This is a genomic window from Mycobacterium sp. M26, assembly GCF_001494595.1.
In the GTDB taxonomy this organism is placed as follows: Bacteria; Actinomycetota; Actinomycetes; order Mycobacteriales; family Mycobacteriaceae; genus Mycobacterium.
Genome location: NZ_LN929908.1, coordinates 1,121,697 through 1,138,962 on the forward strand (window position 1 = coordinate 1,121,697; position 17,266 = coordinate 1,138,962).

The 17,266-nt window shown below is 63.8% G+C and carries 13 protein-coding genes and 3 rRNA genes; 11 read left to right on the forward strand and 5 right to left on the reverse strand.

Going from position 1 to position 17,266, the window contains the following annotated elements:
* Window positions 1–205 precede the first annotated feature (205 nt).
* The 3 genes from BN3385_RS14675 to rrf all read left to right on the forward strand — a co-directional run bounded on the left by BN3385_RS14675 (window position 206) and on the right by rrf (window position 5,490).
* A 16S ribosomal RNA gene (locus BN3385_RS14675) occupies window positions 206–1,727 on the forward strand.
* 388 nt (window positions 1,728–2,115) lie between these two features.
* Window positions 2,116–5,235, forward strand: a 23S ribosomal RNA gene (locus BN3385_RS14680).
* Window positions 5,236–5,376: 141 nt separating this feature from the next.
* Window positions 5,377–5,490 (forward strand): 5S ribosomal RNA (rrf, locus tag BN3385_RS14685).
* Together the 16S, 23S and 5S rRNA genes form the textbook arrangement of a ribosomal RNA operon.
* An 83-nt stretch (window positions 5,491–5,573) precedes the next feature.
* On the opposite strand, the gene BN3385_RS14690 is transcribed toward rrf, so the two are convergent.
* From BN3385_RS14690 to BN3385_RS14700, 3 genes are all read right to left on the reverse strand, one after another.
* Window positions 5,574–6,248: a GAP family protein gene (locus BN3385_RS14690; protein ID WP_059017561.1), complete on the reverse strand. Its 675-nt coding sequence runs from the start codon at window positions 6,246–6,248 to the stop codon at window positions 5,574–5,576.
* Window positions 6,249–6,426: 178 nt separating this feature from the next.
* Window positions 6,427–6,927 carry a methylated-DNA--[protein]-cysteine S-methyltransferase gene (locus tag BN3385_RS14695; protein WP_059021976.1) on the reverse strand — a complete coding sequence of 167 codons (501 nt, stop codon included), beginning with the start codon at window positions 6,925–6,927 and terminating at the stop codon, window positions 6,427–6,429.
* Window positions 6,924–8,417 carry a DNA-3-methyladenine glycosylase 2 family protein gene (locus tag BN3385_RS14700; RefSeq protein WP_059017564.1) on the reverse strand — a complete coding sequence of 498 codons (1,494 nt, stop codon included), beginning with the start codon at window positions 8,415–8,417 and terminating at the stop codon, window positions 6,924–6,926. Before BN3385_RS14700 ends, BN3385_RS14695 begins: the two co-directional genes overlap by 4 nt.
* Window positions 8,418–8,572: 155 nt before the next feature.
* Between BN3385_RS14700 and BN3385_RS14705 the strand changes: the two genes are divergently transcribed.
* From BN3385_RS14705 to glsA, 3 genes are read left to right on the forward strand one after another with little or no spacing between them, the layout of a single operon-like run.
* Window positions 8,573–8,965 (forward strand): Zn-ribbon domain-containing OB-fold protein, encoded by a 393-nt coding sequence (locus BN3385_RS14705; RefSeq protein WP_502688068.1) that lies wholly within the window; start codon window positions 8,573–8,575, stop codon window positions 8,963–8,965.
* Between the two features lie 8 nt (window positions 8,966–8,973).
* On the forward strand, window positions 8,974–10,173 hold the full coding sequence (locus tag BN3385_RS14710; RefSeq protein WP_059017568.1) for a thiolase family protein: 1,200 nt from the start codon (window positions 8,974–8,976) through the stop codon (window positions 10,171–10,173).
* A 28-nt stretch (window positions 10,174–10,201) separates the two neighbouring features.
* Window positions 10,202–11,491, forward strand: coding sequence for a glutaminase A (gene glsA / locus BN3385_RS14715; RefSeq protein WP_059017570.1), 1,290 nt, complete (start codon window positions 10,202–10,204; stop codon window positions 11,489–11,491).
* On the opposite strand, the gene BN3385_RS14720 is transcribed toward glsA, so the two are convergent.
* Complete coding sequence (locus BN3385_RS14720) at window positions 11,488–13,101, reverse strand: adenylate/guanylate cyclase domain-containing protein (protein ID WP_059017572.1); 1,614 nt, start codon at window positions 13,099–13,101, stop codon at window positions 11,488–11,490. The two genes, glsA and BN3385_RS14720, sit on opposite strands and share 4 nt — an antisense overlap.
* Before the next feature lie 49 nt (window positions 13,102–13,150).
* Between BN3385_RS14720 and nucS the strand changes: the two genes are divergently transcribed.
* Window positions 13,151–13,822, forward strand: a complete 672-nt coding sequence (gene nucS / locus BN3385_RS14725) for an endonuclease NucS (RefSeq protein WP_059017574.1) — start codon at window positions 13,151–13,153, stop codon at window positions 13,820–13,822.
* A complete protein-coding gene (locus tag BN3385_RS14730) occupies window positions 13,822–14,118 on the forward strand; it encodes an Rv1322 family protein (protein WP_059017576.1) in 297 nt (98 codons plus the stop codon). Before nucS ends, BN3385_RS14730 begins: the two co-directional genes overlap by 1 nt.
* Window positions 14,119–14,123: 5 nt before the next feature.
* On the opposite strand, the gene mce is transcribed toward BN3385_RS14730, so the two are convergent.
* Entirely contained in the window at window positions 14,124–14,618 is a 495-nt protein-coding gene (gene mce / locus BN3385_RS14735) for a methylmalonyl-CoA epimerase (RefSeq protein ID WP_231748738.1), read from the reverse strand.
* A 68-nt stretch (window positions 14,619–14,686) separates the two neighbouring features.
* On the opposite strand from mce, the gene BN3385_RS14740 reads away from it, so the two are divergent.
* The 3 genes from BN3385_RS14740 to BN3385_RS14750 are packed head-to-tail and all read left to right on the forward strand — an operon-like array spanning window position 14,687 to window position 17,218.
* Window positions 14,687–15,868 (forward strand): acetyl-CoA C-acetyltransferase, encoded by a 1,182-nt coding sequence (locus tag BN3385_RS14740; RefSeq protein WP_059017580.1) that lies wholly within the window; start codon window positions 14,687–14,689, stop codon window positions 15,866–15,868.
* A 59-nt stretch (window positions 15,869–15,927) separates the two neighbouring features.
* On the forward strand, window positions 15,928–16,314 hold the full coding sequence (locus BN3385_RS14745) for a DUF3817 domain-containing protein (protein WP_059017581.1): 387 nt from the start codon (window positions 15,928–15,930) through the stop codon (window positions 16,312–16,314).
* Window positions 16,315–16,327: 13 nt separating this feature from the next.
* A complete protein-coding gene (locus BN3385_RS14750) occupies window positions 16,328–17,218 on the forward strand; it encodes a tetratricopeptide repeat protein (RefSeq protein WP_059021978.1) in 891 nt (296 codons plus the stop codon).
* The last annotated feature ends 48 nt before the right edge of the window (window positions 17,219–17,266 follow it).

The window sequence follows — 17,266 nt, forward strand, 5'->3', positions numbered from 1 at the left end:
GGTTGCCCCGAATCGGGGAAACAAGCAGGTGTGTTGTTTGAGAACTCAATAGTGTGTTTGGTGGTTTTTGTTTGTTGTTTTTTGCCATGCTCTGATACCCCCGTGTTGGGGTGTGGTTTTTGATGCCAGTTTTGGTGTCGTTTTTGTTAGGTCAGATTTTCTCTGATTGTGAATTCCACTTGTCCCTGTTGGGGTGGGTTGTTTTTGTTTGGAGAGTTTGATCCTGGCTCAGGACGAACGCTGGCGGCGTGCTTAACACATGCAAGTCGAACGGTAAGGCCCTTCGGGGTACACGAGTGGCGAACGGGTGAGTAACACGTGGGTGATCTGCCCTGCACTTTGGGATAAGCCTGGGAAACTGGGTCTAATACCGAATACACCCTGCTGGTCGCATGGCCTGGTGGGGGAAAGCTTTTGCGGTGTGGGATGGGCCCGCGGCCTATCAGCTTGTTGGTGGGGTGATGGCCTACCAAGGCGACGACGGGTAGCCGGCCTGAGAGGGTGACCGGCCACACTGGGACTGAGATACGGCCCAGACTCCTACGGGAGGCAGCAGTGGGGAATATTGCACAATGGGCGCAAGCCTGATGCAGCGACGCCGCGTGAGGGATGACGGCCTTCGGGTTGTAAACCTCTTTCAATAGGGACGAAGCGCAAGTGACGGTACCTATAGAAGAAGGACCGGCCAACTACGTGCCAGCAGCCGCGGTAATACGTAGGGTCCGAGCGTTGTCCGGAATTACTGGGCGTAAAGAGCTCGTAGGTGGTTTGTCGCGTTGTTCGTGAAAACCCACAGCTTAACTGTGGGCGTGCGGGCGATACGGGCAGACTTGAGTACTGCAGGGGAGACTGGAATTCCTGGTGTAGCGGTGGAATGCGCAGATATCAGGAGGAACACCGGTGGCGAAGGCGGGTCTCTGGGCAGTAACTGACGCTGAGGAGCGAAAGCGTGGGGAGCGAACAGGATTAGATACCCTGGTAGTCCACGCCGTAAACGGTGGGTACTAGGTGTGGGTTTCCTTCCTTGGGATCCGTGCCGTAGCTAACGCATTAAGTACCCCGCCTGGGGAGTACGGCCGCAAGGCTAAAACTCAAAGGAATTGACGGGGGCCCGCACAAGCGGCGGAGCATGTGGATTAATTCGATGCAACGCGAAGAACCTTACCTGGGTTTGACATGCACAGGACGCCGGCAGAGATGTCGGTTCCCTTGTGGCCTGTGTGCAGGTGGTGCATGGCTGTCGTCAGCTCGTGTCGTGAGATGTTGGGTTAAGTCCCGCAACGAGCGCAACCCTTGTCTCATGTTGCCAGCACGTTATGGTGGGGACTCGTGAGAGACTGCCGGGGTCAACTCGGAGGAAGGTGGGGATGACGTCAAGTCATCATGCCCCTTATGTCCAGGGCTTCACACATGCTACAATGGCCGGTACAAAGGGCTGCGATGCCGTGAGGTGGAGCGAATCCTTTCAAAGCCGGTCTCAGTTCGGATCGGGGTCTGCAACTCGACCCCGTGAAGTCGGAGTCGCTAGTAATCGCAGATCAGCAACGCTGCGGTGAATACGTTCCCGGGCCTTGTACACACCGCCCGTCACGTCATGAAAGTCGGTAACACCCGAAGCCGGTGGCCTAACCCCTTGTGGGAGGGAGCCGTCGAAGGTGGGATCGGCGATTGGGACGAAGTCGTAACAAGGTAGCCGTACCGGAAGGTGCGGCTGGATCACCTCCTTTCTAAGGAGCACCACGAGAACCAGGTCCGCCCGCATCGTGTGGGAGTTCGGAGTTCTGGTCGATTCGTTGGATGGCCTGTTCACCTGTAGTGGGTGCAGGTCTGGTGCACGACAAGCAAAGTAACCAGGACCGGGGCCTTGAGGGTTTTCCTTGAGCGGTTTTTGGTGCTGCCAAACACACTGTTGGGCTTTGAGACAACAAGCCTGTGCCCCTGTCGGGGGTGGCCCTGCGTTGGTGGGGTCGGCGTGTTGTTGCTCCATCTTTGGTGGTGGGGTGTGGTGTTTGATTTGTGGATAGTGGTTGCGAGCATCTAGCACGCAGGAGACCTTTTGGGGTCTGTTGTGTGTTGATGTGCAATTTTTCCTAATCTCATTTTTTGGTTTTGTGTTTGTAAGTGTTTAAGGGCGCATGGTGGATGCCTTGGCACTGGGAGCCGATGAAGGACGTGGGAGGCTGCGAAATGCCTCGGGGAGCTGTCAACCGAGCGTTGATCCGAGGATGTCCGAATGGGGAAACCCGGCACGAGTGATGTCGTGTCACCCAACGCTGAATATATAGGCGTTGGGGGGGAACGCGGGGAAGTGAAACATCTCAGTACCCGTAGGAAGAGAAAACAATTGTGATTCCGTGAGTAGTGGCGAGCGAAAGCGGAGGATGGCTAAACCGTATGCATGTGATACCCGGCAGGGGTTGTGTGTGCGGTGTTGTGGGGCTTGTCTTCCTGGATCTGCCGGTCTGGGCTGCAGTGAGAAAAGAATGTGTTAGTCGAAGTGGCCTGGGATGGTCTGCCGTAGTGGGTGAGAGCCCCGTAGGCGAAAACATGTTCTCTGTAGTGGCGAGTTCCCGAGTAGCAGCGGGCCCGTGGAATCTGCTGTGAATCTGCCGGGACCACCCGGTAAGCCTGAATACTTCCCAGTGACCGATAGCGGATTAGTACCGTGAGGGAATGGTGAAAAGTACCCCGGGAGGGGAGTGAAAGAGTACCTGAAACCGTGTGCCTACAATCCGTCAGAGCCCTCGACTTGTCGTGGGGTGATGGCGTGCCTTTTGAAGAATGAGCCTGCGAGTCAGGGACATGTCGCGAGGTTAACCCGGGTGGGGTAGCCGTAGCGAAAGCGAGTCTGAATAGGGCGTATCCAAGTCGTAGGACTTGGTGTAGTGGTGTGTTCTGGACCCGAAGCGGAGTGATCTACCCATGGCCAGGGTGAAGCGCGGGTAAGACCGCGTGGAGGCCCGAACCCACTTAGGTTGAAGACTGAGGGGATGAGTTGTGGGTAGGGGTGAAAGGCCAATCAAACTCCGTGATAGCTGGTTCTCCCCGAAATGCATTTAGGTGCAGCGTCGCGTGTTTCTTACCGGAGGTAGAGCTACTGGATGGCCGATGGGCCCCACAGGGTTACTGACGTCAGCCAAACTCCGAATGCCGGTAAGTCCAAGAACGCGGCAGTGAGACGGCGGGGGATAAGCTCCGTGCGTCGAGAGGGAAACAGCCCAGATCGCCGGCTAAGGCCCCTAAGCGTGTGCTAAGTGGAAAAGGATGTGCAGTCGCAGAGACAACCAGGAGGTTGGCTTAGAAGCAGCCACCCTTGAAAGAGTGCGTAATAGCTCACTGGTCAAGTGATTGTGCGCCGATAATGTAGCGGGGCTCAAGCACACCGCCGAAGCCGCGGCAACGTAGTAATACGTTGGGTAGGGGAGCGTCCTGCACCCAGTGAAGCAGCCTGGTAATGGAGCTGTGGAGGGTGTGGGAGTGAGAATGCAGGCATGAGTAGCGATAAGGCAAGTGAGAACCTTGCCCGCCGAAAGACCAAGGGTTCCTGGGCCAGGCCAGTCCGCCCAGGGTGAGTCGGGACCTAAGGCGAGGCCGACAGGCGTAGTCGATGGACAACGGGTTGATATTCCCGTACCCGTGTGTGAGCGCCCAATGATGAATCCATTGTGCTAACCGCCCAAAACCTGTTCCACCAAGTCCTTCGGGACGCGGGGAACGGGGGCTGCGCGGGACCCTGATGGGTAGTAGTCAAGCGATGGGGTGACGCAGGAAGGTAGCCGTACCAGTCAGTGGTAATACTGGGGCAAGCCCGTAGGGAGTCAGATAGGCAAATCCGTCTGGCACATATCCTGAGAGGTGATGCATAGCCGAGTGAGGCGAATTCGGTGATCCTCAGCTGCCGAGAAAAGCCTCTAGCGAGCACACACACGGCCCGTACCCCAAACCGACACAGGTGGTCAGGTAGAGAATACCGAGGCGTACGAGTGAACTATGGTTAAGGAACTCGGCAAAATACCCCCGTAACTTCGGGAGAAGGGGGACCTCCTACTGTCATGGCCCTCGCGGCCGGCAGCGGTGGGGGGTGGCACAAACCAGTGAGAAGCGACTGTTTACTAAAAACACAGGTCCGTGCGAAGTCGCAAGACGATGTATACGGACTGACGCCTGCCCGGTGCTGGAAGGTTAAGAGGACCCGTTAACCCCTCGGGGTGAAGCGGAGAATTTAAGCCCCAGTAAACGGCGGTGGTAACTATAACCATCCTAAGGTAGCGAAATTCCTTGTCGGGTAAGTTCCGACCTGCACGAATGGCGTAACGACTTCTCAACTGTCTCAACCATAGACTCGGCGAAATTGCACTACGAGTAAAGATGCTCGTTACGCGCGGCAGGACGAAAAGACCCCGGGACCTTCACTATAGCTTGGTATTGGCGTTCGATACGGTTTGTGTAGGATAGGTGGGAGACTGTGAAACTCACACGCCAGTGTGGGTGGAGTCGTTGTTGAAATACCACTCTGATCGTATTGGACTTCTAACTTCGGACCGTATATCCGGTCCAGGGACAGTGCCTGGTGGGTAGTTTAACTGGGGCGGTTGCCTCCTAAAATGTAACGGAGGCGCCCAAAGGTTCCCTCAACCTGGACGGCAATCAGGTGTTGAGTGCAAGTGCACAAGGGAGCTTGACTGCGAGACGGACATGTCAAGCAGGGACGAAAGTCGGGACTAGTGATCCGGCACCCCCGAGTGGAAGGGGTGTCGCTCAACGGATAAAAGGTACCCCGGGGATAACAGGCTGATCTTCCCCAAGAGTCCATATCGACGGGATGGTTTGGCACCTCGATGTCGGCTCGTCGCATCCTGGGGCTGGAGCAGGTCCCAAGGGTTGGGCTGTTCGCCCATTAAAGCGGCACGCGAGCTGGGTTTAGAACGTCGTGAGACAGTTCGGTCTCTATCCGCCGCGCGCGTCAGAAGCTTGAGGAAAGCTGTCCCTAGTACGAGAGGACCGGGACGGACGAACCTCTGGTCCACCAGTTGTCCCACCAGGGGCACCGCTGGATAGCCACGTTCGGACAGGATAACCGCTGAAAGCATCTAAGCGGGAAACCTTCTCCAAGACCAGGCTTCTCACCCATTAAGTGGGATAAGGCCCCCCGCAGACCACGGGATCGATAGACCAGACCTGCAACCGTAGTAATACGTTAGGGAACTGGCACTAACCGGCCGAAAACTTACAACAACCAACAACCCCACAAAATGGGGGAAACGTTGACACACAATGCCTCGCAACCACACCACAGCGGTCAAACAACACGACCACACCCCACCACCAAAACACACCTCCCCACACACGGGGAATCACTGAAAAAGTGAATAGAGTTACGGCGGCCATAGCGGCAGGGAAACGCCCGGACCCATCCCGAACCCGGAAGCTAAGCCTGCCAGCGCCGATGATACTACCCAACCCGGGTGGAAAAGTAGGACACCGCCGAACACAATTTAAGTCCTGGGCCCCCAATTTCGATTGGGGGCCCAGGCATTTGTGTATTCGAATTCGATTCTCATGCGCGCCCCTTTTTACAGTGCGCCCGCTCCTGAGTAAATAAGCGCACCGCCGAGCAGGCCGAAAACGATAACCGTTAATACACGCTGACGTCGCTGCATCCAATCGCGGAACGACTCGAGGAAACGGTCGATGCGATGTGTCCAGACGGCGTAGCCGAGAATGGGTACAGCTGCGGTGGAGCCGCCGGCGAGGGTGAAGAAAGCGACTGCGCCCGTAATTCCGGCGGCATTCAATGGCGCGGAGCCGATGAGGTAACCCGCAGCAGCGCAAGCCGCCACGACCTTCACGTTGATAATCGTCAGGACGACGCCCGTCACTGCGGCACTGGCCGGCGTGATTCGTTTAATGCGCTCGGCCCAGTGGGGAGCATCGGTAGTGACCTTCGACCGTCGCCAGTACATGATTGCGGCGGCCAGCGACAACACCCCCAAACCGATACGTAACCATCCCGTCCACGACGGCGCCGGTCCCTCCAGCTTGCTCACCAGCTGTGGCACCTGCAGGAACGCCACCGTGATAGCCGCCTTGCCGACCAGCCAGCCGGCGATGAAGGCCAGACCGACCGGACGGGGACGGTCACTGTGCACCACGAGCGCGATAGCGGGGATGACCGTAAACGGGGACAAGGCCACCACCGCGGCCAGAGCGGTCAACTCGCCGAGCAACGCCAACCAGCCGTGCCACATCGTTGTTCGTCGCCTCCTGCGAATCGGCGTCAAAGTAGCATCGCCGACACCACCGCGTAGGTCGAGCGCCCGGTCCCATTGGACGTAGCACCCGTGCCGCACCGCGATGAACTGCGGGCTCGGCGTGTTCCGCTCGGATCAGCACAATCGTTCTCGGCGAGCAGAATTCGGCAGAAGTTCAGTCGAACAGTGTGGCCGACTCCCGCATGCGCTCGAGGGCCAGCAGCTGGCGCTTGCGGTCCAGCCCGCCGCCGTATCCGGTGAGGCCGCCGCTGGCGCCGATCACGCGATGACACGGCACGATGATGCCGATCGGGTTTCGCCCGTTGGCCAGTCCGACCGCCCTCGAGGCGCCGGGAGATCCGATCTGCTCGGCGATCTCGCCGTAAGACCGGGTCTCGCCGTAAGGAATGGTGCACAGGGCTGCCCACACCTTGCGCTGAAACTCCGTTCCCACCAACTGCAGCGCGACATCGAATTCGGTGAGCTCACCGGCGAAGTACGCGCCCAGCTGCTCGACCGCCTCCGGGAAGGCGGTGTCGTCGGCGTCTACCCAATCCGAGCGGTCGGGTTCGTGCGTCTGATCCACCATCCGCAGATGCATCAGCGTCGCGTCCTGGCCGGCCAGGGTCAACGGACCCACCGGGCTGTCGATGGTCCGGTAGCACAGCGTCGTCATGGCGTCGTCTCCTTCGGGGGCCACTGATTGACGGAATGGTCGAGGGTGGTCCACAGGTGCTGAACCGCGTAGGACCGCCATGGTCGCCAGCGCGCACTGTGCGCCGACAGAGCCCGCGGCTCGCCGGGGATGCCGAGTTGTTCGGCGGCTAACCGCACACCGAGATCGGTGGCGGGGAACGCATCCGGGTCACCGAGGCCACGCATGGCGACGATCTCCGCCGTCCAGGGCCCGATGCCGGGTACGGCAAGCAGTTGGGTGCGGGCCCGATCCCAGTCACAACCCGGATCGAGCACCACTTCGCCGGCGGCCAGGGCCGAGATAAGCGCCGTCAGCGAACGTCGCCGGGCCGCCGGGACAGCCAGATGCTGCGGATCGATCTCACTGAGCTGGTCTATGCCGGGGAAGGTGTGGCTGAGCCCGCCGGTGGGATCGGCCACCGGGCTGCCGTAGGCCGAGACCAGACGCCCGGCATGGGTGCGGGCCGCTTTGGTCGACACCTGCTGGCCCAGCACCGCCCGCAGCGCTAGCTCCTGTTCGTCGACCGTGCGGGGAACCCGTTGCCCCGGTGCCTTGCTCACCACATCTCGAAGGTCGTCATCGACGCTCAGCGCCTCGATGACGGCTTCGGGGTCGGCGTCGAGGTCGAGCAGCCGGCGGCAGCGGGCGATGGCGGTGGCCAGGTCGCGGACGTTCTCCAGCACCAGGGTGCAGGCGACGTGATTGGGTCGCGGTGTGAGGCTGACGATGCCGTAGCCCGACGGCAACCGCAGGGTCCGCCGGAAGGCGCCGTCGCGGACCTCCTCGCAGCCCGGTACTGCGGTGGCCGCAAGGTGGCCGAATACTCCTTCATAGGCGAAGGGGGTCCGCACCGGCAACCGCAGGGTGAGGACTTGGCCGCCCGGCGCTAGATCGTGGCCACGGCGGCGGGTCGCGTTGTCCCGCAAGGCGGTTGGCGTCATGTCGCAGGCGGCCCGAACGGTGTCGTTGAACTGTCTGATGCTGGCGAAGCCGGCGGCGAACGCGATGTCGCTGAATGCCATATCGGTGGTCTCGATGAGGACCCGTGCGGTCTGAACCCGTTGTGCCCTGGCCATCGCCAATGGGCCGGCGCCGACCTCGGCCTGCAGCATGCGCTCCAGTTGGCGCGTGGTGTAGCCGACGCGGGCGGCCAGCCCGGTGACGCCCTCCCGGTCGACTACGCCGTCGCCGATCAACCGCATGGCGCGGGCGACGGCATCGCCGCGCGCATTCCACTCCGGGGAGCCCGGAGACGCGTCGGGGCGGCAGCGTTTGCACGCCCGGAAGCTGGCTCGCTGGGCGGCGGCCGCACTCGGATAGAAACGCACATTGCGGGCCAGCGGCAGCCGGACGGGGCAACTCGGCCGGCAATAGATCCCTGTCGTCAGCACCGCGGTGACGAACCAGCCGTCGAACCGGGAGTCCCTGGATTGGACGGCCCGGTAGCAGCGGTCGAAATCGTCGTGCATGCCTCGACTCTTACACGTGGCCACCGACAGCACTAGCGGAAAACCGACATCGTGGGCGGCGGGTGAAAGTCTGGTTTCGCAGCCGTTGGGGTGTGCGTTCGGTAGACAGACTTATGATCGAGCAGATTCCTCGACGACGAGCGCTAAGGAGTGCCGTGCCGCGCATACCACTGGTGGATTACCTCGTCCTCGACGATCAACCCCACCTCGTCGCCAACGAGTGCACCAGCTGTGGAGCCCGCTTTTTCGACCGGCGCAGCGGCTGTGCCAGCTGCAGTGGTCGGGACTTCCGCCCGGTGCGGATCGCCGACACCGGCACGCTGCGGACGTTCACGATTGTGAGCTTCGCCGCCGAAGGAGTCGATGTGCCGTTCGTGGCCGGCGTTGTCGACTGTGATGGCACCAGCGTGCGCGGCAACATCGTCAACGTGCCGCCCGACCCCGAACACGTCACCACGGGAATGAAGGTGCGGTTGACCACCGTCCCGGTGGGCGTGGATCACACGGGTGTTGAAGCGGTCGGATACGGCTTCGAGCCGGCGGAATAGGAGTCACCATGGCTGACAACGTGTGGATCCTCGGCATCTACATGACCAAGTTCGGTAAGCACAAGGACTCCGATGTTCTCGACCTGGCCTCGGAGGCCGCCTTCGGGGCGCTTGCCGACGCCGGGGTCTCGATCAGTGACATCGGTGTGATCGGTGCCGGAAACCTGATGGGGCCGCCCGGTTTCGGGCAGACCCTGCAGAAGCAGATCGGTCAGACCGGGGTGCCGGTGTTCAACGTCAACAACGCCTGTGCCACCGGAGCGACCGCCTTGCGGGTCGCGATCATGGCGATCAAGGCGGGGGAGGCCGACCTGGGCCTGGCCGTCGGCGTCGAGAAGCTGGCCGGTGCCGGCCTGCTGACCGGCAATGCTCGCTCGGCCGAGGGTGATCAGTGGGTTCCGAAAGGACGCTTCGGTGCCGTGGCGCCGCTGGACGGCCGGGTCGGCACCGAGACCATGCCGGGGGTGTTTGCCCAGATCGGTATGGAATACGGGCACCGGTACGGTGGTGCGGACTTCGAGCTGTTCGCCTCGATCTCGGAGAAGAACCACGCCCACTCGACGCTGAATCCCAAAGCGGCCTACCAGAAGCGCTTCACCCTCGAGGAGATCATGAACGACATCATGATCGCCTACCCGAACACCCGGCCGATGTGTTCGGCCAACTGTGACGGTGCCGCCGCGGCGGTCGTGGTCAGCGAGACCAAACTGCGCACGCTGTCCCTCGAGCAGCAGCGCCGGGCCGTGAAGATCAGCGCGTCGATCCTGACCACCGACCCGTACCAGGAGGCCTGCCAAATCCTGCCGGACGTCAACACGCTGACCCGCCAGGCCGCGAAGCAAGCCTTCGAGCAGGCCGGTATCGGTCCCGAGGATCTGGATCTGGTGGAGTTGCACGACTGCTTCGCCACCGCCGAACTCGTGCACTACGACAATCTTGGGCTCTGCGAACCGGGTGGCGCGGTGGACTTCTTCAAGTCTGGCGCCACCTGGCGAGACGGCCGGCTTCCGGTCAACGTCTCTGGTGGCCTGGAGTCCAAAGGGCACCCCATCGCGGCGACCGGCATCGCCAACATCTGGGAGATCGCCACCCACCTGCGCGGTGAGGCGGGTGAGCGCCAGATCGAAGGGGCCAGGGTCGGTCTGGCACACGTCATCGGACTGGGCTCGGCGTGCGGCATCCACGTGCTGGAGAAGTCGGCACTCTAGGGGCGGTGCGCACCGTAGGATCGCCACGGTGTCCGAACTGGTGCAGCGCTACCTCGATCAGGTCGTCGCGGAGTTCGCCGGGGTCACCGACGGGGCGCTGGCCGACTACATCCCGGAGTTGACTGAGGTCGACCCCTCCGGCTTCGGATTAGCGGTGTCTTCCTCGGATGGTTTCGTCTACGAATCCGGCGACGCCCGAACCGAATTCACCATCCAGTCGATCTCCAAGCCGTTCACCTACGCCCTAGCCCTCGACCAGGTCGGGGAGGTCGCCGTCGACGCCAAGATCGGTGTCGAACCCTCGGGTGAGGCATTCAACGAGATCAGCGTCGACGACACCACCAAGACTCCCAAGAACCCGATGATCAACGCCGGGGCGATCGCCGCCGTCGCACTGGTGCCCGGGGCCAGCCCCGACGAGCGGTTCGACACGATCCGGGACTTCTACTCGGCCTGTGCGGGCCGACCGTTGGAACTCGACGAAGACGTCTACCACTCCGAGAAGGCCACCGGCAGCCGCAACCGTGCGATCGCCTACATGCTCGACAGTTTCGGCGTGCTTGCCGACGATCCCGACGACGTGCTCGACGTGTACTTCCGGCAGTGCTCGCTGCGCGTCACCAGTGTCGATCTCGCCCGGATGGGCGCGACCCTGGCCCGCGGCGGAATCAACCCGCAGACCGGTCGACGGGTCACCAGCACGCGGGTAGTGCAGCGCACGCTGTCGGTGATGGTCACCTGCGGCATGTACAACGCCGCCGGCGACTGGGTCAGTGCGGTGGGCCTGCCGGCCAAAAGTGGCGTTGGCGGCGGGATCGTCGCCGTGCTGCCGGGACAGCTGGGCATCGGGGTCTACTCGCCGCTACTGGATTCTCGCGGCAACAGCGTGCGGGGAGTCCTTGTGTGCCGCAGTCTTTCCGAACAGCTGGGTCTGCACTTTCTGACCGTCAGCCGCGAGTCGCGCTCGACGATCCGCGCCATCTACGAGCCCGTCACGGGCATCCGGGTCTACGAATTGCACGGCGACCTGATGTTCGCCGGCGTGGAACAGGTGGCCCGTACGGTGCAGCGCAATGTTGCCGATTTCAAGGTGGCCATCGTCGACGTCACCCGCGTCGACGATATCAACGACTCCGCCCGCGATCTGCTCGCCGGGGTGAGCCGGGCGCTGCGCGACGCCGGCAAGCAGGGCTTCGTCGTCGACCCCGACCGGGTGGTGATCAGGCCCGAGCGCGGCTACGACGACGTCGTGTTCAGCACGGTCGAGGATGCCCTGTCCACCGCCGAAAGAGTGTTGCGCACCAACCCGATTCGCTAGCCGAGCTGGGCCAGCGTGGCGAGTTGGGTGGGCTGCTCGTAGCCGCGCAGCGTGACCGCCTCCGCCAGTTCCCAATAGCGGCTTTCATCGTCGTCGGCCGCGGTCACTGTCACCGCCGAGGCCAGTACCCGATGCGGACGGTTCTTGGCCAGTTCGGATAGTCGCGCCGCCTCGTTGACCGGCTCACCGATCACGGTGTATTCGAAACGTTCGTTGGCGCCGACGTTTCCGGCCACCACCTGCCCGGCAGCCACCCCGATTCCCGCCGGGCACTCCGGTACCTCGCGCTCCAGGCGGGTGACGATCGCCCGGGCCGCGGCCAGCGCGTCGTCCTCGGGGGTGTCCAGGGTGACCGGTGCGCCGAAGATCGCCAGCGTCGCGTCGCCCTCGAACTTGTTGACCAGTCCGTGGTGGCGGTTAACCTCTTCGACGATCACTGAGAAGAACCGATTGAGCAGGCTGACAACCTCTTTCGGGGGCAGAGTGCTCACCAGTTGGGTCGACCCGACGATATCGACGAAGATGACGGCGACGTGGCGCTCTTCGCCACCGAGGGTGGGCTTCTGCTGCTCGGCCGCCGCGGCCACCTCGCGGCCGACGTGGCGGCCGAACAGATCGCGTACCCGTTCGCGCTCCCGCAGCCCGCCGACCATGGAGTTGAACCCGCGTTGCAGTTCCCCGAGTTCGGTGCCGTCGAACACCACCAGGTTGGCGCCGAGGTCGCCGTCCTCGACGCGCTTGAGTGCCTCGCGTACTACCCGCACCGGAGTTGCGATGAGCCAGGCCAGAATCCAGGTCAGCAGGAAACCGAAGATGAATGTCGCCAGCGAGGTGATCAGGATCGCGACTTCCAGCTGCGTCTTGGTGAGGTTCTGCAGGATGAGCGAGAACAGCGCCACCAAACCGATGCCGATCACCGGGAGACCGGAGCCCAGCAACCATACGGTCATGGTGCGGCCCATGATCCCGGGGGCCAATCGGTGCGGTGGGGGACCCGCCGCCAGCGCCTGGGCGGCCACCGGACGGATCGCGAACTCGGTCAACAGGTAGGCACTGGTCGCCACGATCACCCCGCATACCCCGACGCCGAACGCCAGACGGGGGATGAAGTCGGAGTCGTACATGCCGTAGAGGATGGTGAACACCGTCGTGCCGACCGCCCAGAGCACGAGCTGGGCGCTCGCGACACGCCACGGCGTGAAGAACGCGTTGCGCTGGTCGGCGCGCGTCGGTGGCCTGCCGTCGATGGCCCAGCGCAGGTCGTTGACCGTGCGGGTGGTAATCCACCAGCTACCGAACGCCAGCGCTGCGGCACCGTAGGCCGGGACCACTGCGAACGTGAGCCAGCCGGGTGCGTCACGAAACACGCTGGGCACCGGGAACGTGACCGTGACCAGCAGGATCGCGACCGCGATGCCGATGAGGTTGACCGCGAGCATGAAGACGGTGATCAGGGTCTGGATCCGCACCCGCCGCTTGGCGGGACTCTCCGAGACTTTGCCCAGCAGCAACGATCCGTACGCGGGGGTGCTGGCCAGCCGGCCGCTCTGCCGGGTAACCCGCTCCAACACGCGGCCCAACCGCTGCGCGACACTCGGGCTGGCACTCATGGTGGCGTCAGCCTAATTCGTCAGGGCCCGGACGCCCTAAGCTTGGCCCGTGCGCCTCGTCATCGCCCAGTGCACCGTCGACTATGTCGGCCGGCTCACCGCTCATCTGCCGTCGGCTCGACGACTGCTGCTCGTCAAGGCCGACGGATCGGTCAGCGTGCACGCCGACGACCGTGCCTACAAGCCGCTGAACTGGATGAGCCCGCCCTGCTGGCTGACCGAGGACGGTGACGGCCCGCAGCCGGTCTGGGTGGTGGAGAACAAGGCCGGGGAGCAGCTGCGCATCACCCTGGAGGCCGTCGAGCACGACTCCAGCCACGAGCTGGGTGTCGACCCAGGTCTGGTCAAGGACGGGGTGGAGGCTCACCTGCAGGAGCTGCTGGCCGAGCACATCGAACTGCTCGGTGACGGCTACACCCTGGTGCGCCGCGAGTACATGACAGCGATCGGCCCGGTGGACATCCTGGCCCGCGACGAGCAGGGCCGCTCGGTGGCCATCGAGATCAAGCGGCGCGGGGAGATCGACGGCGTCGAGCAGCTGACGCGGTACCTGGAGCTGCTGAACCGGGACAGCCTGCTGGCCCCGGTCAGCGGCGTGTTCGCCGCCCAGCAGATCAAGCCGCAGGCCCGCACGCTGGCCACCGATCGCGGAATCCGCTGTGTCACACTCGATTACGACAAGATGCGCGGCATGGACAGCGACGAGTTCCGGCTGTTCTGATGCCGCGCCGCCGACCGGACCGCCGCCAGGGCACCGGTCTGCCGCCGCTGCCGATGCAGCGCCGCATCGAGGTCGGCCCGGACGGTTACGACTACCAGGTCCGCCCGGTCGCGGCGGCGCGCGCCGTCAAGACCTACCGATGCCCGGGATGTGATCACGAGATCCGTTCGGCCACGGCACATGTCGTGGTGTGGCGCGTTGATGATGGCGAGGCCGGGCTGGAGGACCGCCGACACTGGCACACTCCGTGCTGGGCCAACCGCGCATCGCGCGGGCCCACCCGGAAGTGGTCCTGAAGGACTTAGTGCTCAGCGGCCTTTTCGACGAGCTCCACCAGAACGCCCCCGGCGTCCTTGGGGTGGATGAAGTTGATCCGCGAGTTCGCGGTGCCGCGGCGCGGGGCGTCGTAGATCAGCCGGACACCTTGGCTGCGCAGCTGCTCGGAGATGGCGTCGAGATCGCTCACCCGGTAGGCCATCTGCTGGATGCCGGGGCCGCGCTTGTCGATGAACTTTGCGATGGTCGAGTTCTCGTCCAGCGGAGCCATCAGCTGGATCTGCGCGCACTCGCTGCCCGCACCCTTCAGCGACAGCATGGCCTCGCGGATGCCCTGATCTTCGTTGATCTCCTCATGGACGAGGATCATCCCCAGGTGCTCGTGGTACCACTGGATCGCGGCGTCCAGATCGGGCACCGCGATGCCGATATGGTCAACGGCCGTGACGAGCGCGCCGGCCAGGACGGGACGGGCATCAACTTGCTCAGCGGTCATAACGCAAAGGTAACCTAACGACATCGGATCCAACACTGCGGGATCTGTGATTAGCCGCATACCAGCGGCTCGAAACGCCTGTGGAGGTAGTCATGACGACGTCTGTGATCGTTGCTGGGGCGCGCACGCCCATCGGCAAGCTGTCGGGTTCGCTCAAGGGCTTCTCGGGCAGCGATCTGGGCGGGATCGCCATCAAGGCCGCCTTGGAGAAGGCCGGAGTGCCTGCCTCGCTGGTCGAGTACGTGATCATGGGCCAGGTGCTGACCGCCGGCGCCGGCCAGATGCCCGCCCGCCAGTCGGCGGTGTCCGCCGGGATCGGCTGGGATGTGCCGGCACTGTCGATCAACAAGATGTGCCTGTCCGGGATCGACTCGATCGCCCTGGCCGACCAGCTGATCCGCGCCGGTGAGTTCGACGTCGTCGTTGCCGGTGGTCAGGAGTCCATGACCCGCGCCCCGCATCTGCTAATGAACAGCCGCGAGGGCTACAAGTACGGCGACGTGACCGTGCTGGACCACCTGGCCTACGACGGCCTGCACGACGTGTTCACCGACCAGCCGATGGGTGCGCTGACCGAACAGCGCAACGACGAGGACAAGTTCACCCGCCTCGAGCAGGACGAATTCGCCGCCGAGTCGCACCAGAAGGCCGCTGCCGCCTGGAAGGACGGCGTGTTCGCCGACGAGGTGGTCCCGGTGTCGATCCCGCAGCGCAAGGGCGACCCGATCGAGTTCGCCGAGGACGAGGGCATCCGCGCCAACACCACCGCCGAGTCGCTGTCCGGGCTCAAGCCGGCGTTCCGCAAGGACGGCACCATCACCGCCGGCTCGGCGTCCCAAATCTCCGACGGCGGTTGCGCTGTCGTGGTGATGAACAAGGCCAAGGCCCAGGAGCTGGGCCTGAGCTGGCTGTGCGAGATCGGCGCCCACGGCGTGGTCGCCGGACCGGACTCCACCCTGCAGTCCCAGCCCGCCAACGCAATCAAGAAGGCCGCCGCCCGCGAGGGCATCAGCGTCGATCAATTCGACGTCCTCGAGATCAACGAGGCGTTCGCCGCCGTCGCCCTGGCCTCGACCCGTGAACTGGGCGTCGACCCGGCCAAGGTGAACCGCAACGGCGGTGCGATCGCGGTGGGCCACCCGATCGGGATGTCGGGCGCGCGGATCACGCTGCACGCGGCGCTGGAGCTGTCCCGGCGCGGTTCGGGCTACGCGGTGGCGGCGCTGTGCGGCGCCGGTGGCCAGGGTGACGCGCTGATCCTGCGCGCCGGGTAACCCGGTCTCGTCAACGACGGCGCGTAGTAGCTGGGCGCGCTCTCCGGCACAATGGCGCCATGACGAGCACTTTCGACATTCGCAGTACCGCTGGACGGTTCCGGTTGGTGGCGCTGGCCGAAGCGCTGACATGGGTCGGGCTGCTGATCGGCATGTACTTCAAGTACCTGGGCAGCCCGCGCACGGAGATCGGCGTGAAGATCTTCGGTATGGCCCATGGGCTGGTGTTCATCGCATTCGGAGTGACGGCCCTACTGGCCGGTATCGCTTACAAGTGGCGCCCGGTGACGTGGTTGCTGGCGTTGCTGGGCAGCATTGTGCCGCTCGGCAGTGTGATCTTCCTCATATGGGCCGATCGGACCGCGAAACTGGGTCCGGAAACCGGCTCTGAGCACCAGCGCGAGGGGTCTGCGGCGGCGGCGAATTCGGCGCCCTCGGCGACGTGACAGACTTGTGGGCGTGACACGTCCACGCCCATCGATTCCGGCCGCACTGGCCGGTGCCGTCGACCTCTCCGGTCTCAAGCAGCGGGCCCAGGCCCCCGCTGGCGGGAGTGCTCCCGCCGGCGGCGTCGAGATCACCGAAGCCAACTTCGAAGCCGAGGTGCTGGTCCGCTCCGGGCAGGTTCCGGTGGTGGTGGTGCTGTGGTCGCCGCGCAGTGAGGTCTGCGTCCAGTTGATCGAGGTGTTCGCCAGCCTGGCCGGCGCCGACAACGGCACGTGGTCGCTGGCCACCGTGAACGTCGACGTCGTGCCGCGGGTGGCGCAGATGTTCGGCATCGAGGCGGTACCCACCGTGGTCGCGCTGGCCGGGGGCCAGCCGCTGGCCAGCTTCCAGGGTCCGCAGCCGCCCGAGCAGCTGCGGCGCTGGATCGACTCGCTGCTGTCGGCGACGGCCGGAAAGCTCTCCGGGAGCGGCGAATCCGATGAGGTCGAGCAGGTCGATCCCGCGGTGGCCCAGGCCCGTGAGCACCTGGAGGCCGGTGACTTCGACGCCGCTGCTGTCGCCTATCAGGCGATCCTCGATGGCGACCCGAACCATGCCGAAGCCAAAGGTGCGCTGCGCCAGATCACCTTCCTGCAGCGCGCCACCGCGCAGCGTCCGGACGCCCTCGATGCTGCCGCCGCAGCACCCGACGATGTCGAGGCGGCCTTCGCCGCGGCCGATGTAGAGATCCTCAATCAGGATGTCAGCGCGGCCTTCGACCGGCTGATCGCGCTGGTGCGCCGGACTGCCGGTGACGAGCGCACCGCGGTGCGTACCCGGCTGATCGAGCTCTTCGAACTCTTCGACCCGGCCGACCCGGACGTCATCGCGGGCCGCCGCAATCTCGCCAACGCGCTGTACTAGCCGCCGAGATCGACGAATTGGTGCGATCTACTCGCACTGTTGCGCCCG